Raw genomic sequence first — 14,582 nt, 5'->3', positions numbered from 1 at the left:
TTGTTTTGAAATCTGATATCTGAGGATGGGGTGTCAGATCACGGCAGGTGGCGCCCGCGCCAGCGTCGTCCGCATCCGGGATTGCACCTCCAACGCCTTGGAAATACGCAATCGATCAGAGGCGGGGACCGAATCCACACCGGGTGCCATTTCGGTCAACCCAAGCGCTCCAAGCAACGACAGCGCGTGGTCGGGGCAATAATGTGGCGGTCGGGTGGGCTGGCCGTCCTCATCGACATAGACCATGACCGGCCCGGTTCCGGTGCAGATCACCATCTGTCCCACCGAAGCCGAGACCCCTCGCGACATGGCAAGCCCCTGCCCGGTCAGCGCCAGAAGCGCCGAGATCACAAAGGCAAGAGATATGCGCACAGGGTGTCCCATTCGCAGCCCGGTATGAAAGGGCAATCGCGCCCGCGCAAGCCGAATCCCGGCCTTGAAACAATCCGCCGCACTGACCCGCCCCCACTGACTGTCGGGGGGCGGGTCAGCCCCGGGACCGCGTCAGAGGCCGAGGCACCAGCGCATGATCGCCTTTTGCGCGTGCAGCCGGTTTTCGGCCTCGTCAAAGATCACCGAATGCGGGCCATCCATCACCTCGGATGTCGCTTCTTCTTCGCGATGCGCGGGCAGGCAATGCATGAACAGCGCGTCGGGCTTGGCGTGGGACATCAGCTCGGCATTGACCTGATAGGGCCGCAGCATGTTGTGGCGGCGTTCCTTGGCCGATTGCGCATCATGCATCGAGACCCAGGTGTCGGCCACCACCAGATCGGCCCCCTCGACTGCCTTGAACGCATCGCGCTCGGTCACAACTTTCGAGCCCTTCTGGCGGGCGAAGCCAATAAATTCCTCTTCCGGATCAAACTGGGCCGGGCCGGTGAAGGTGAAATCGAAACCGAACTGTCCTGCCGCGTGCAGGAACGAGGCGCAGACATTGTTGCCGTCGCCGGTCCAGACCACCTTTTTGCCCGCGATCGGCCCACGATGTTCCTCGAAGGTCAGAACGTCGGCCATGATCTGGCAGGGATGGGTGCGGTCGGTCAGCCCGTTGATCACCGGCACATCGGCATATTCAGCCATCTCTGTCAGAATGGTTTCATCAAAGGTGCGGATCATGATCATGTCCACATAACGGCTGAGCACGCGGGCAGTGTCGGCGATGGTCTCGCCATGACCCAGTTGCATGTCCTTGCCCGACAGCACCATGGTCTGGCCGCCCATCTGGCGCACGCCGACGTCGAAGGACACGCGCGTGCGGGTCGAGGGCTTTTCGAAGATCAGCGCGACCATCTGGTCCTTGAGCGGCTGGTCTGCATCCAGCGCGGCCTTGGGCTGACCCATGCGGGCCGTTTTCATCGCCCCGGCCTGATCGATCATGGCCCGCAGGGCCGCGGAGTCGGTTTTGTGGATGTCAAGAAAGTGGTTCATTGCGTTTCGCTTTTGGCTGGTGACGGCAGGTGGGGGCCAGCCCCCACACCCCCGAGGTATTTTGGAACAGAAGAAGGGTCAGGCGGATGCGAGGCTGGCTTCGACCTGCAGCGCAGCCTTGTCGAGACGGGTGAGCGCCTCGGCGATGTCGTCCTCGCTCAGGGTCAGCGGTGGCAGCAGCCGGATCACGTTGTCGGCGGCGGGGACAGTGATGACCTGATTGTCATAGCCTGCATTCACCACGTCAATATTGGTCGCCTTGCATTTGATGCCCAGCATCAGGCCGGTGCCGCGGACCTCGTCGAAAACCTCGGGGTGATCGGCGACCAGCCCTTCGAGTTTTTGACGCAGCAGACCCGCCTTGCGGTTCACCTCGGCAAGGAATTCGGGGTCGGCGACATGGTCAATCACCGCGCAACCCACCGCGCAGCCTAGCGGGTTGCCACCATAGGTTGAACCATGGGTGCCTGCGGTCATACCCGATGCCGCCTCTTCCGTGGCCAGCACCGCGCCCAGGGGAAAGCCGCCGCCGATGCCCTTGGCCACCATCATGATGTCCGGGGTGATCCCCGCCCATTCATGGGCAAAGAGCTTGCCGGTCCGACCGACGCCACATTGCACCTCGTCGAGGATCAGCAGCAGGCCGTTTTCGTTACAAATCTGGCGCAGGGCTTTCATCTCGGCATCAGGCACCGGGCGGATGCCGCCTTCGCCCTGAACCGGTTCGATCAAAATCGCGGCGGTTGTGTCGGTGATGGCGTTGGTGACGCCGTCCAGATCTCCGAAACTCAGATGCACGAAACCCGGCAGCAGGGGGCCGAAGCCCCTGGTCATTTTCTCTGACCCCGCCGCCGCGATACCCGCCGAAGAACGGCCGTGGAACGAGCCGTCGAAGGTGATGATCTCGACCTTCTCGGGCTGGCCCTTGTCGTGGAAATGCTTGCGCGCCATCTTGACCGCCAATTCGCAGGCCTCGGTGCCGGAATTGGTGAAAAAGACGGTATCGGCAAAGGTGGCGTCCACCAGTTTGTCGGCCAGGGCCTGTTGCTGCGGGATCTGGTAGAGGTTCGAGACATGCCACAGGTTCTGCGCCTGCCCGGTCAGCGCCATGACCAGCGCCGGATGGGCGTGGCCCAGTGCGTTCACGGCGATCCCCGCCCCCAGATCAAGGAAACGTCGGCCATCCGCTTCGATCAGCCAGGCGCCTTCGCCCTTCACAAACTCAAGCGGAGCACGGTTATAGGTCGGCAGAACGGACGGGATCATCGGATCATCCTTTTCATCTAAGGTAGGCCCAGGCGCGTGAAACACATGAGTGATACACCGGGGCCGGGTTCGTCAACTGATTTGGTGAAAGGGTGCGCCAAACAGGGCGCAGGTTCAAACGGGCCGGATCACGCGGTCAGGCGTCGGCGTCGCTGCAAGCGGATATGGGTGCGTTTGAACATGTCGCGCTGCATAACGAAGCAAAGCGGGTTTGGAAACCCCTTTTGGTCTTTTGCCCCTGAACTGGTGTGCCCCAGATGCGGGGGTATTTTCCGCTTGCGCCGGGCTGCCGCTTGCCGCACGGCTTGCGCATGATCCATGTCCCCCGCCAGAACCCGGCCCTTGCGGCCCTGCTGATCGTCGCCGCTTCGGTCTTTCTGGCGGGCACGACCCTGCTGGCCAAGGCGCTTGGGACGGACGCGCTTGGCCCGGCGCTGCATCCGATGCAGGTCAGCCACGGGCGGTTCCTGTTTGCGTTCCTGCTGGTCGCCAGCGTGGTGCTGACGACGCGGCCCCGCTTGAGCCGGGTGCATTGGCGGCTGCATCTGGGCCGGACCAGCTGTGGCTGGGTTGGCATCACGCTGATCTTTGCAGCTGTGGCCTATATTCCGGTTACCGACGCCACCGCGATCTCGTTCCTCAATCCGGTCTTTGGCATGTTGCTGGCCATTCCGCTGTTGGGCGAGCGGGTCGGACCGGTTCGCTGGCTGGCGGCCTGCATTGCGCTGGTGGGTGCGCTGGTGCTGCTGCGCCCGGCACCGTCCAGTTTTCAGCCCGCCGCATTGCTCGCCCTGGCGGCGGCGGTGGTGATCGGTTTGGAACTGATCTTCATCAAGGCGCTTTCGGGGCGCGAACGGCCCATTCAGGTGTTGCTGGTCAATAACTGCATCGGGCTGACCATTGCCTCGGTCGCGGTGCTGCCGGTCTGGGAGTCCCCAAACAGCGCGCAATGGGCGGCCCTTGCCAGCCTGGGTGGGCTGATGGCCTGCGCGCAGTTCTGCTTTGTGAATGGAATGGCGCGGGCAGATGCGTCTTTCGTGGCACCGTTCAGCTATGCCACGCTGGTTTTTGTCGCCCTGATCGACTTTGCGGTGTTCGGCGTGATCCCCGATGCAGTCAGCCTGACCGGCGCGGCGATCATTGTCGCGGGCGCGCTGCTGCTGGCCCTGCGCGAGGCGCGGCTGGCGCGGGCCTGACCGCCCTCACGCCTTGAGGCGGTATCCGCTGTGCAGCATCCGCCAGACAAGGGTGCAGACCGCCAGTGCCGCCAGCAGACAGATCGCAAGACCCAGCAAAGGAGAGCTGTCAGAGACGCCGATCACGCTGAACCGCACGCCATCAATCAGATAGAAAACCGGATTGATATGGGTGATCACGTTCAGCACCGGAGGCAGAGCCTGGACCGAATAGAAAGTGCCAGACAGAAACGCCAGGGGCGTAACGATGAAATTGGTGATCGCCGCCATCTGGTCGAACTTGGTGGCAAAGATCGCCGCAACCAGCCCCAGCGCGCCCATGAAGACCGAGCCCAGCGCAATGAAAACCAGCGCCAGCAGTGGGTGATGCGGGACCACGCCCAGTACCAGCGCCATGCCGCTTGCGATGGCAAGCGCCACCAGCACACCGCGCGCCATGCCGCCCGCCAGGTAACCCAACAAGGTCTCGGTCGCCGACAGCGGCGGCATCAGCGTATCCACGATATTGCCCTGCACCTTGGAAATCATCACCGAGGATGACGTGTTGGCAAAGGCGTTCTGGATCACCGTCATGGTCAGAATGCCCGGCGCCAGAAAGGTCAGGAACGGCACACCCATCACATCGGGTCGCCCCGGTCCGATGGCGATCGAGAAGATCAGCATGAACAGCCCCGCCGTCACCAGCGGCGCAAGAATGGTCTGCGTCCAGACCGACAGAAAGCGGATCGTCTCGCGCTGTGCCAGCGTATAGAGGCCCAGCCAGTTCACCCGCCCGAAGCGGCGTTCGCCAAGTGCTGAAGGGTCGTGCATGGTCTGGCTCCGAATCTGATGCCGATCTGCCTTGTAACTCAGGCGGCAGTGATTAGAATAGGGCGTCAGGTAATATTTCGAAGGCGGCGCCGTCAGGGGCCGCTTTCCCGCTTTGAAAGGCAAGCCATGTCCTGGACAGACGAGCGTGTGGAACTGCTCAAGAAAATGTGGGGCGAGGGTCAGTCGGCCAGTCAGATCGCCAAGGAACTGGGTGGTGTCACGCGCAATGCCGTGATCGGCAAGGTGCATCGTCTGGGCCTGTCCAACCGCACCGGCGGGGCCGCCCCCGCCAAAGCCGAGCCAAAGGAAAAGCCCGCGCCCAAGGCCGAGGCCAAGCCGAAACCGGCACCCAAGACCGAACCGGCGCGCCCGGCCCCCGAACCTGCCGCCGCCGCCGAGGTCAAACCGCTGCCGCCGCGCAAGCAGATCATTCCGGCCGGCCAGCCGCTGCCGCCGCAACCTTCGGCCAATGAAATCAGCCCCGAGGCGCTGGCCAAGGTCAATGAAGTCGAGAAAAAAGCCAAGAAGATCAGCCTGATGGAACTGACCGAGCGCACCTGCAAATGGCCCGTGGGCGACCCCGCCACCGAGGATTTCTGGTTCTGCGGCCTGCCGGTCCAGCAGGGCAAACCCTATTGCGAGGCGCATGTGGGCGTGGCCTTCCAGCCGATGAGCGCCCGTCGCGACCGCCGCCGCTGAGACGCTACCGCAGAAATACGCCGAACAGCCCGTGCCCGACCCTGCGCGGGCTGTTTGCGTTTCGCGGGACCGTGCCGCGCGTCAGCGAACCCGAGGCTCGCACACCCGCAATTTGGTCTTGAAGATATTGGCCTCGAACGGTTTCAGAACCGGAAAGACCACCGATCCGGCGGTCGCCCTGAGATCGGGAAAAAGCGCATCAAGTTCGCGCAGAGACTGCTCCGGCATGGCGTCGATTGTGCAATCCCCGGGATAGAGCGATTCCGACCAAATCCCTTCGACCTGCACCAATTCATGCTGGTCGAAGAGGATGTGAACATAATCCACTCCGGCCTCAGCAGGGTCATGACTGACCCGCACTCCGTCGACCATTGCCTTGGCGGGGGCAAGCATGACAGGCGCTCCGAAACAGATTTCCAGCTCGGCGGCAGTGACCAACAGGCGGTGCTGCGGCGAGACCTTCAGGTCACGCACCGGGCATCCCGGCCCGAACGCGCCCGCTTTGATTCGCACTGGTCTGAGATGCGGATTGCGCCGCAAATCCGCAGCGGTCAGTCGCCGCCTGCCTACCCAACGAACCTGCTTGGCGGAACCGTCGGCGGTTATGACCGCGTCACCGGGTTTCAGTGTCTCGATCCGGCGCTCCCCCTCCGGGGTCAGAATCAGCGAGCCCGCGACGAAACACACGAAATCCGGCAGCGTATCATATTCGGAGGGCCCCGCCGGATCGATGTTGTTGTTGGTGTTCGCGATCGTCTCGCCAACGTCCACCGAACCTGCGGTCAGGATCATATATTGCGTGCCCTGCCACTGCAGAAGCGTGAAAGTCACCGGATTCCCACCGACATCGCCGCTATAGGTCTCGAAAACCTGGAACGACGTTGTATTCCCGATGAATCCGGGAACGCCGCTTACATCCAATTGCGGGTTGCCATCCGCGTCGGGGTTTTGAAGAAAGTCATCCGTATCGATGATATCGACCTGAAACGCGTTCAGCACCGTGACATTGGTGTTGCTGAGCGGATCACCGTCCAACTCGTATATGGTTAGCTTCTTCATGTCCGCCACCCATTGGAGTGTTGCTGGAAGATAACGTTACCCGGTCTTTATGGCCAAACGGTAAAACCTTCTGACCCCTCCGTGCAGACTACACTCTTATCGCAAACGCACAATCGGGACCTGCCACCAGGTGCAAGCAGTGTTGCCAAACCACAAAAAAGCGCCCGGTCGCGAACCGGGCGCTTGCGAGGTCGCCTGGGAAACGACAAGTCTGCTATTTGACCGGGGCCGCTGACTCGAAGTTTGGAATCGGGTTGGTTGATGCGGTGTCCGCTTCGATGCCGGGCCAGTTGGTTTGTGCCAGGTCGATATTGCCGGGAATGTCCTCTTCCCAGAACATAACAACGTTCGGCGTGATATTCAGAAACAGCTTGTCATCCACGATCCGCCACAGGTTCGGATTGCCCGGCACTTTGCCGCCGCGCGAGACGCCATAGGCGCAATGCCCATCATATTGCGGCGCGTAATAGGCCGGGTTGGCCTGAAACTTGTCGCGATTTTCCAAATTGGCAAAGGCGAAGGTCGCGCCGTTGTATTCGGCGGTGAATTCGGTGCTGCCCTTGACGCCTTCGGGCTGTGCCTCGCCGACATTTCCCTGCGGCAGGGCGCGATAGGCCACGACATCGTAGCCGGATACAGCAAAGCCTGTGTCGTCTATAAATTGCGGTCCGGCAAAGGCGGGAAGGGTCAGAGCGGTGGTGGCGGCGGTCGCAAGAGCAAGGGCAAAACGTTTCATGTGGCGGGTCCTCTGAGGGGCTGTGTCTCGATCAGATGCCGGCACATCACCGGCGTGACACCGACAATAGTACCTTTGCGGCCCCTGCGAAGCCCCGCTCGCGGCGCTGTGACATGGCACGAGAATTCGTGAGCGCCATCCGCCGAAATGTTTCAATATGGCGGGTTATGCGACAGCCGGGGGTTGGACTTTGGCCATCGCGGTATTAGCTGCGGGTCTCGGGCAGGTTATGCCCGGCAAGAAACGGATGACCTGCTGATGACCGATCAATCGACCTATACCCCTCCGAAGACCTGGACCTGGGATGCCGAAAGCGGCGGCCGCTTTGCCAGCATCAACCGGCCCATCGCCGGTGCGACCCATGACAAGGACCTGCCGGTCGGAGATCACCCGATGCAGCTTTATTCGCTGGCGACGCCAAACGGCGTGAAGGTCACGGTCATGCTGGAGGAGTTGCTGGCGCTGGGTCATTCCGGTGCCGAATATAATGCCTGGCTGATCGATATCGGCGAAGGCGACCAGTTCTCCAGCGGCTTTGTCGGGGTCAATCCGAACTCAAAAATTCCCGCCCTTCTGGATCGCTCGGACAAGGACGAACTGCGGGTGTTCGAAAGCGCCTCGATCCTGTTTCACCTGGCCGAGAAGTTCGGAGAATTCCTGCCAAAGGATGGCCCGGCAAGGACCGAGGTGATGAACTGGGTGTTCTGGCAGATGGGCAGCGCGCCGTATCTGGGCGGCGGCTTTGGCCATTTTTATGCCTATGCGCCCGAGAAGTGGGAATACCCGATCAACCGCTTCGCGATGGAGGCCAAGCGTCAGCTCGATGTTTTGGAGCGTGAACTGGCCGACAAGGACTTTATTGCGGGCGATGACTATACCATCGCCGACATGGCGATCTGGCCGTGGTACGGGCAGTTGGTGCTCGGGCGTCTCTATGATGCGGCGGAATTCCTGGATGTGGAAAGCTATGAAAACGTGCTGCGTTGGGCCAGGAAGATCGACGCGCGCCCAGCGGTCAGCCGTGGTCGGATGGTCAACCGGGCCTTTGGCGAGCCGCATAGGCAGTTGCACGAGCGCCATGACGCCAGCGATTTCGAGCATCGCACGCAGGACAAACTGGAACCGGCGGCAGAATAATCTGCCCCCTTGGCGCGGCCCTGACCGGTCGCGCCTGCGGTGAGAGCGTATTTCCTATTTCAACACTGGCGGCTTTTCCGGGTCCATACCCGGCGCTGCGGGAGGTGCCGTCAGCGGTTCTGGCTGCGGCAAATCAAAGCGCAACCCGTGCCGGGCCAGCTTTGCCGCCATGGGATCAGTTGCGGCAAAGAACCCCACATCCATCGACCCGGCTTCGATGCCGGAAAAGGTCAGCGCCTCTGAGACCGCCTTGGCCAGCGCATCGCGCGCGCCGTCATGGGCTTCTACGAACGCCAGAAGGTGACCCCGCCCGCCGCCCTGATAGGTCACACCGACCAGATAGGCTGCCTGAGCCAGGCCTGCGGCAGTGGCCAGCTTGGCGTCAAGCGCCGTCAGCAGGCGATCCGGCAATCCCACAGGCGCGTGCAGTTCGGCGAAATGGTCCTCGACCTGATCGGGCACCTGACCCAATGTGTCCAGCAGCCAGTCCACCGCCTCGGAAGGGATCAACTGGGCCGAGGGGGCCACATCCAGATTGAGTCCAAGCCCGATCCCCTGCCCCGCCAGCATCCCCGCCAGCACCCGGCCCGAAAGCGCGGCATAAGGCGCGGGACGCCCGGCAAAACGGGCCAGCCTTTCTTCTTGGTCGAATACGAGGACGAAGCGGCCGTCTGCCACATCAAACAACTCGGGCGAGACCTCTTCGCCCTGCGCCTCCTGTGTCAGCAGCAGGAACAGCTCGCTATCGGCAAGCCGTTCAAAGAACCTCAGCCGGGCGGCATCGTCTGCGCCGTCCCGCTCCATCGCCGTGTGGGCGGCATCCAGCGCTGTTACGTCAGTCATGTATCACGTCCTGCACACGCTGCCGCAGAACCGGCAGCAGATCGCCCTCGAACCAGGGGTTTTTCCTGAGCCAAGCCGTATTGCGCCAGGACGGGTGGGGCAAGGTGAAAACCGACGGCGCCCGATCGCGCCACGCCGCGACCGTTTCGGTCACACCGGTCCTGACACCCAGATGGTATTTATGCGCATGCCCGCCGACCAGCACGGTGAGCGGCACATCACCCAGTGCGTCCATCACACGATGATGCCAGGTCTCGCCACAGATCGGTGGCGGCGGCAAATCCGCCTTGCGCGCATCATAGCCGGGAAAACAGAACGCCATGGGCACGATGGCGACGCGGTCACGGTCATAGAATTGGACCTCGTCCAACCCCAACCAGTCGCGCAGCCGGTCGCCTGACGGATCGGTGAATGGCCGCCCCGAGGCATGCACCCGCGCACCGGGTGCCTGCCCGGCAATCAGCACCCGCGCGCCGGGACGGAACCAGACTACCGGGCGCGGTTCGTGGGCCGTGTGGGTGGCGGCAAATCGGTCGGCGCAAAGACGGCAGGCCCGTATCTCTGCGCTCAGGTGGGTCGGGTCAGATGTGCTCATGAAATCTTTCAGGTGGGGAAGTCGAAGTGCGGCCTATCATAAAGCCGAATCCACCTCGCTGCTGTTCACATCTGCGACGGCAGACGGTTTCGCGTTGATTATTTGTTTCATATTTCGACATAATGTGGCCCATATCAGCCCATAGGCTGGAACAAACCCGAAAACGGGAGTGCAACAGGGGCCGCAACCGCGTTCCCGGATGAGTGACGCAGGCCGAAGCAGACCACCGATGCTTGAATTTGACACTGTCAGCAAGTCCTTCTGGACGGGATCGCAGCGCAAGGTGATCCTCGACCGGGTGTCGTTCCGGGTCGAGGTCGGCAAATCGCTGGGCGTGCTGGCCCCCAACGGCACCGGAAAGACCACCCTCATCAACATGATCGCCGGGCTGGAAAAGCCCGATGACGGGACGATCCGTCGCGAATGCAACATCTCGTTTCCGCTGGGTTTCATGGGTGGGGTCGTCTCGCGCGTCTCTGCGATGGAGAATTCCCGATATATCGCGCGGCTCTATGGGATGGATCCCGACTATGTCGAGGCGTATTGCCGCTGGCTCTGTGATCTGGGGGAGTATTTCGACCAGCCTCTGGGCACTTATTCGTCGGGAATGCGGGCGCGGTTTTCCTTTGCCCTGATGCTTGCGCTGGACTTCGACATGTATCTGATCGATGAGGGGATGCCCGGCTCCACCGATGTGGAGTTCAACCGCAAAGCCGGTGCCATTCTGGAGGAGCGTTTGCGCACCACCACGATCGTGATCGTCTCGCACAGCCCGTCCGTGCTTGAAAAATTCGCCCGGCAGGCCGCTGTCCTGTTGGATGGCCAACTTTATATGTTCGACACCTTGGAAGAAGCGAAGCAGCTCTATGACTACGAAACCCAAGGCTAGAAAATTCCGCATCCGGCGCACCGCAACCGGCAGCGCAAAGCCCGAGGCACCGGAGGCCGCCGGTGACGATGCTGTTTCGACTCCTCCAGCGCAGGGCGCGGCGCCGGAACAGACCGTGCAGACAGACATCAACGCCATCAAGCGCGAAGGCCTGACCGGACGCCAGTTGCGGATGGCGCGGCGGATGGCGCAGAAACACAATCTGCCCGCAACATCCGACTATGACGCGGTCCGGCTGCTGCGGGAACATGGGGTCGAACCGTTCAAGCGACCAAATATGCTGGAACTTGTGGTGCCGCGCGAAGATGACGTGCCCGGCAAGCCGCCGCACGCAGGCAAGGCCGGCCAGAATGTGCAATTGCCGCAAACCGTAAAGCCCGGTCAGCCAAACCTGCCAGCCCCGGACATGAGCCCGGCCCAGCGCCGGGAAATGGAAATAACCCAGATTCAGCGCGACATCGCCCGCCGACGACGGCGCAAGATGATGATGCTGATGGCGCGGCTGGCATTTTTCGTGCTGCTGCCAACGGCCATCGTGGGTTGGTATTTTTACACCATCGCAACGCCGATGTATTCGACAAAATCGGAGTTTGTGATCCTGCAGGCCGATGGCGGCGGCGGCAGCGTCGGGGGCCTGTTTGCCGGCACCCAGTTTGCGACCGGACAGGATTCGATCTCGGTTCAGTCGTTTCTGGAATCGAAAGAGGCGATGTTGCTTCTGGACCGGGACCGCGGGTTCAAATCGCATTTCTCGCAGCCCTGGGTCGATCCGATCCAGCGCCTCGCGGCGGACGCCACCAACGAAGACGCCTACAAGACCTATACGCGGATCGTCACCATCGGATATGATCCGACCGAAGGCGTGATCCGGATGGAGGTCAGCGCAGCCGACCCCGAAACCGCAACCGAGTTTTCCGAGAGCCTTCTGAGCTATGCCGAAGATCGCGTGAATGACCTGTCGGGGAAAAAACGCGACGATCAGATGCGCGAGGCGCATGAAAGCTTCGAGAGTGCGCAGGATGAGCGGCGCAATGCGCAGGAAGCTCTGGTCGAGCTGCAGATGAAAGGGGCCGTGCTGGACCCGCAGGGCGTGATTGCCGGCTTGCGCGCCCGCATCAATACGGTTGAGCTGGAGTTGCAGGAAAAGGAATTGCAACTGGCCGCCCTGCTGGACAACTCCCGCCCGAACCGCGCCAAGGTGGAAGGCACGCAAGCCGATATCAACCGGTTGCAAACCTTGCTGGACGGGCTGAACGCCGAAATGGTGGACGCCTCGAACGGCGAGAATTCGCTGGCGCAGCTAAGTGTGCGGATACAGATGGCTCAGGCGGATCTGGTTTCGCGCGATTTGATGCTGCAATCAGCCCTGCAACAGATGGAGACGACGCGGATGGAAGCGAACCGGCAGGTGCGTTATCTGACTGTGTCGGTCAATCCGGTGCCCAGTCAGGAACCCAGCTATCCGCGCAAATTCGAAAATACGATTTTGGCATTCCTGGTCTTTGCTGGTATCTACCTGATGATCTCGCTTACCGCGTCGATCCTGAGAGAACAGGTATCTTCATAGACCATGAAACATGTGCAAGTGGCCGATCTGAGCATCGGCAATGACCGCCCGCTGACCATCATTGCGGGTCCCTGCCAACTGGAAAGCGCCGATCACGCGCAGATGATCGCAGGCCGGATGAAGGAAATCTGCGCCGAACATGGCGCTCAGTACGTCTTCAAGGCCAGCTACGACAAGGCCAACCGCACTTCTCTGAGCGGCAAGCGTGGCATGGGAATCGAGACCGGCCTGAGCGTTCTCGCCGATATCCGCAAGACGATGGATGTACCGGTTCTGACCGATGTGCATTCCGAGTCGCAATGCGCGCAAGCCGCCGAAGCGGTCGACATCTTGCAAATCCCGGCATTCCTGTGCCGTCAGACCGACCTGCTGCTGGCCGCCGGCAATTCAGGCGCTGCCGTCAATGTGAAGAAGGGACAGTTTCTGGCACCGTGGGAGATGACAAATATCGTCACCAAGGTCGAGAGCACCGGAAATGAGCGTATCCTGTTGACCGAACGCGGTGCCTCTTTCGGCTACAACACACTTGTGGCCGATATGCGCTCGCTGCCGATCATGGCGCAGACCGGCTATCCGGTGGTGATGGATGCCACCCATGCGGTCGCCCAGCCTGGCGGCAAGGGCGGCTCTTCCGGAGGGCAACGGGAATTCGCGCCGGTCATGGCCCGCGCCGCCGTGGCGATTGGCACTGCTGCCGTCTTCATGGAAACCCATCAGGATCCGGACAACGCGCCCAGCGACGGGCCAAACATGATCTATCTTGATCATATGCCCAAACTCGTCGAGACCCTGATGCAGCTGGACGCATTGGCCAAGGCCAATCCGGTCGAAATCTGAACCGATCAAGAGATAGTGCCATGACCAAACCCTTGCCCGAGGTGTCACCCAACACCTGGAGTTTCCTGCGCGATGCGATGATCAAACCCACCGGGTTTCGCGAATATGACGCGCGCTGGAAATACCCTGATGAGATCAATCTGCCCGGCATGACCGCGCTGGGTCTGGGGCTGGGCACGCAGATGCACAGACGCGGAATCGCACCGGTAATTGCGGTCGGCAATGACTATCGCGACTATTCTCTGGCCATCAAGAACGCGCTGATCCTGGGGCTGATGCAAGCGGGCATTCAGGTCAAGGATATCGGCCCGGCACTGTCTCCGATGGCCTATTTCGCCCAGTTTCACCTGGATGTCCCGGCGGTTGCCATGGTGACGGCCAGCCACAATCCAAACGGCTGGACGGGTGTCAAGATGGGGTTCGAGCGCCCGCTGACCCACGGCCCGGACGAGATGGCCGAGTTGCGCGACATCGTTCTGAATGGCGACGGCGAGGCGCGACCCGGCGGCGGATATGAGTTCGTCGATGGTGTGCGCGAAGCCTATATCGACGATCTGGTCGGCGAATTCCGGATTTCGCGCCCGCTCAAGGTGGTCTGCGCCACCGGCAATGGCACGGCTGCGGCGTTTGCCCCCGAGATATTCGAACGCATGGGGGTCGAGGTTGTGCCCAGCCACAACAAGCTCGATTACACCTTCCCGCATTACAACCCCAACCCCGAGGCCATGGAGATGCTGCATGACATGGCCGATACCGTCCGGGCCAGCGGCGCCGATCTGGCGCTGGGCTTTGATGGCGATGGCGACCGCTGCGGTGTGGTGGATGACGAAGGTGAAGAGATATTTGCCGACAAGGTCGGTGTGATCATGGCCCGCGATCTGGCCAAACTGCATCCCGGCGCCACCTTCGTGGCGGATGTGAAGTCGACCGGGCTTTTTGCGTCGGACCCGGAATTGCAGGCGCTCGGGGTCAAGGCAGATTACTGGAAGACCGGCCACAGCCACATGAAACGCCGGGTCAAGGAAATCGGCGCGCTGGCGGGATTCGAGAAATCGGGGCACTACTTCCTCGCTGAACCGATCGGGAGGGGCTATGACTGCGGCATGCGCGTGGCGGTCGAGATCTGCAAACTGATGGATCGCAATCCCGGCAAATCCATGTCGGACCTGCGCAAGGCGCTGCCCAAGACCTATGCGACCCCGACCATGTCGCCCTATTGCGCGGATACCGAGAAATATGAGGTGCTAAAGCGTCTGGTCAGCAAGCTTGAGGCACGCGCCGCCGAGGGCGGCACCATCGCCGGTCGCAAGATCGCTCAGGTCGTGACCGTCAACGGTGCCCGGGTGATCCTCGACAACGGCGCCTGGGGTCTGGTCCGGGCCAGTTCCAATACGCCCAATCTGGTGGTGGTCTGTGAAAGCCCTGAAAGCGATGCCGAATTGCGGGCGATCTTTTCGGATATTGATGCGGTGATCCGTACCGAACCTCTGGTGGGGGATTACGACCAGACGATCTGA

15 protein-coding genes are annotated in these 14,582 nt (G+C 61.6%); 7 read left to right on the top strand and 8 right to left on the bottom strand.

The window, feature by feature from the left end; genetic code table 11:
* Positions 1-33: 33 nt before the first annotated feature.
* The 3 genes from M3P21_RS07730 to M3P21_RS07720 form a co-directional block, all read right to left on the bottom strand.
* The gene (locus M3P21_RS07730) at positions 34-372 is read right to left on the bottom strand and encodes a hypothetical protein (protein ID WP_249708425.1); all 339 of its coding nucleotides are present in this window, start codon (positions 370-372) and stop codon (positions 34-36) included.
* Positions 373-504: 132 nt separating this feature from the next.
* Positions 505-1,431: an ornithine carbamoyltransferase gene (gene argF / locus M3P21_RS07725; protein WP_249708423.1), complete on the bottom strand. Its 927-nt coding sequence runs from the start codon at positions 1,429-1,431 to the stop codon at positions 505-507.
* A gap of 78 nt (positions 1,432-1,509) precedes the next feature.
* Entirely contained in the window at positions 1,510-2,697 is a 1,188-nt protein-coding gene (locus M3P21_RS07720) for an aspartate aminotransferase family protein (RefSeq protein ID WP_249708421.1), read from the bottom strand.
* Between the two features lie 311 nt (positions 2,698-3,008).
* On the opposite strand from M3P21_RS07720, the gene M3P21_RS07715 reads away from it, so the two are divergent.
* Positions 3,009-3,893 carry a DMT family transporter gene (locus M3P21_RS07715; RefSeq protein WP_249708411.1) on the top strand — a complete coding sequence of 295 codons (885 nt, stop codon included), beginning with the start codon at positions 3,009-3,011 and terminating at the stop codon, positions 3,891-3,893.
* A gap of 6 nt (positions 3,894-3,899) precedes the next feature.
* Here M3P21_RS07715 and M3P21_RS07710 read toward each other — a convergent pair whose 3' ends face one another.
* On the bottom strand, positions 3,900-4,703 hold the full coding sequence (locus tag M3P21_RS07710; RefSeq protein ID WP_249708409.1) for an ABC transporter permease: 804 nt from the start codon (positions 4,701-4,703) through the stop codon (positions 3,900-3,902).
* 126 nt (positions 4,704-4,829) lie between these two features.
* On the opposite strand from M3P21_RS07710, the gene M3P21_RS07705 reads away from it, so the two are divergent.
* On the top strand, positions 4,830-5,402 hold the full coding sequence (locus M3P21_RS07705) for a GcrA family cell cycle regulator (RefSeq protein WP_249708407.1): 573 nt from the start codon (positions 4,830-4,832) through the stop codon (positions 5,400-5,402).
* Between the two features lie 81 nt (positions 5,403-5,483).
* On the opposite strand, the gene M3P21_RS07700 is transcribed toward M3P21_RS07705, so the two are convergent.
* A complete protein-coding gene (locus M3P21_RS07700) occupies positions 5,484-6,461 on the bottom strand; it encodes a Hint domain-containing protein (protein WP_249708405.1) in 978 nt (325 codons plus the stop codon).
* Between the two features lie 214 nt (positions 6,462-6,675).
* A complete protein-coding gene (locus M3P21_RS07695) occupies positions 6,676-7,197 on the bottom strand; it encodes a YHS domain-containing (seleno)protein (protein ID WP_249708395.1) in 522 nt (173 codons plus the stop codon).
* Positions 7,198-7,455: 258 nt separating this feature from the next.
* On the opposite strand from M3P21_RS07695, the gene yghU reads away from it, so the two are divergent.
* Positions 7,456-8,334 (top strand): glutathione-dependent disulfide-bond oxidoreductase, encoded by an 879-nt coding sequence (yghU, locus tag M3P21_RS07690; RefSeq protein WP_249708393.1) that lies wholly within the window; start codon positions 7,456-7,458, stop codon positions 8,332-8,334.
* Between the two features lie 54 nt (positions 8,335-8,388).
* On the opposite strand, the gene M3P21_RS07685 is transcribed toward yghU, so the two are convergent.
* Both M3P21_RS07685 and M3P21_RS07680 read right to left on the bottom strand, forming a co-directional pair.
* Entirely contained in the window at positions 8,389-9,177 is a 789-nt protein-coding gene (locus M3P21_RS07685) for an SseB family protein (RefSeq protein WP_249708391.1), read from the bottom strand.
* Positions 9,170-9,772 (bottom strand): uracil-DNA glycosylase family protein, encoded by a 603-nt coding sequence (locus M3P21_RS07680; RefSeq protein ID WP_249708377.1) that lies wholly within the window; start codon positions 9,770-9,772, stop codon positions 9,170-9,172. The genes M3P21_RS07685 and M3P21_RS07680 overlap by 8 nt, the downstream gene beginning before the upstream one ends.
* 229 nt (positions 9,773-10,001) lie before the next feature.
* Here M3P21_RS07680 and M3P21_RS07675 point away from each other — a divergent pair, with 229 nt between their 5' ends.
* The 4 genes from M3P21_RS07675 to M3P21_RS07660 are packed head-to-tail and all read left to right on the top strand — an operon-like array spanning position 10,002 to position 14,582.
* A complete protein-coding gene (locus tag M3P21_RS07675) occupies positions 10,002-10,661 on the top strand; it encodes an ABC transporter ATP-binding protein (RefSeq protein WP_249708375.1) in 660 nt (219 codons plus the stop codon).
* Positions 10,639-12,228, top strand: coding sequence for a KpsE/RkpR family capsule polysaccharide export protein (locus M3P21_RS07670; RefSeq protein WP_249708374.1), 1,590 nt, complete (start codon positions 10,639-10,641; stop codon positions 12,226-12,228). Before M3P21_RS07675 ends, M3P21_RS07670 begins: the two co-directional genes overlap by 23 nt.
* Positions 12,229-12,231: 3 nt before the next feature.
* Entirely contained in the window at positions 12,232-13,065 is an 834-nt protein-coding gene (kdsA, locus tag M3P21_RS07665; protein ID WP_249708364.1) for a 3-deoxy-8-phosphooctulonate synthase, read from the top strand.
* Positions 13,066-13,085: 20 nt separating this feature from the next.
* Positions 13,086-14,582 carry a phosphomannomutase/phosphoglucomutase gene (locus M3P21_RS07660; RefSeq protein ID WP_249708355.1) on the top strand — a complete coding sequence of 499 codons (1,497 nt, stop codon included), beginning with the start codon at positions 13,086-13,088 and terminating at the stop codon, positions 14,580-14,582.

It is taken from the genome of Ruegeria spongiae, from assembly GCF_023502395.1.
In the GTDB taxonomy this organism is placed as follows: domain Bacteria; phylum Pseudomonadota; class Alphaproteobacteria; order Rhodobacterales; family Rhodobacteraceae; genus Ruegeria_C; species Ruegeria_C spongiae.
The sequence above is the reverse complement of the archived record's forward strand: the minus strand, read 5'-3'. Positions and strand labels throughout refer to the sequence as shown.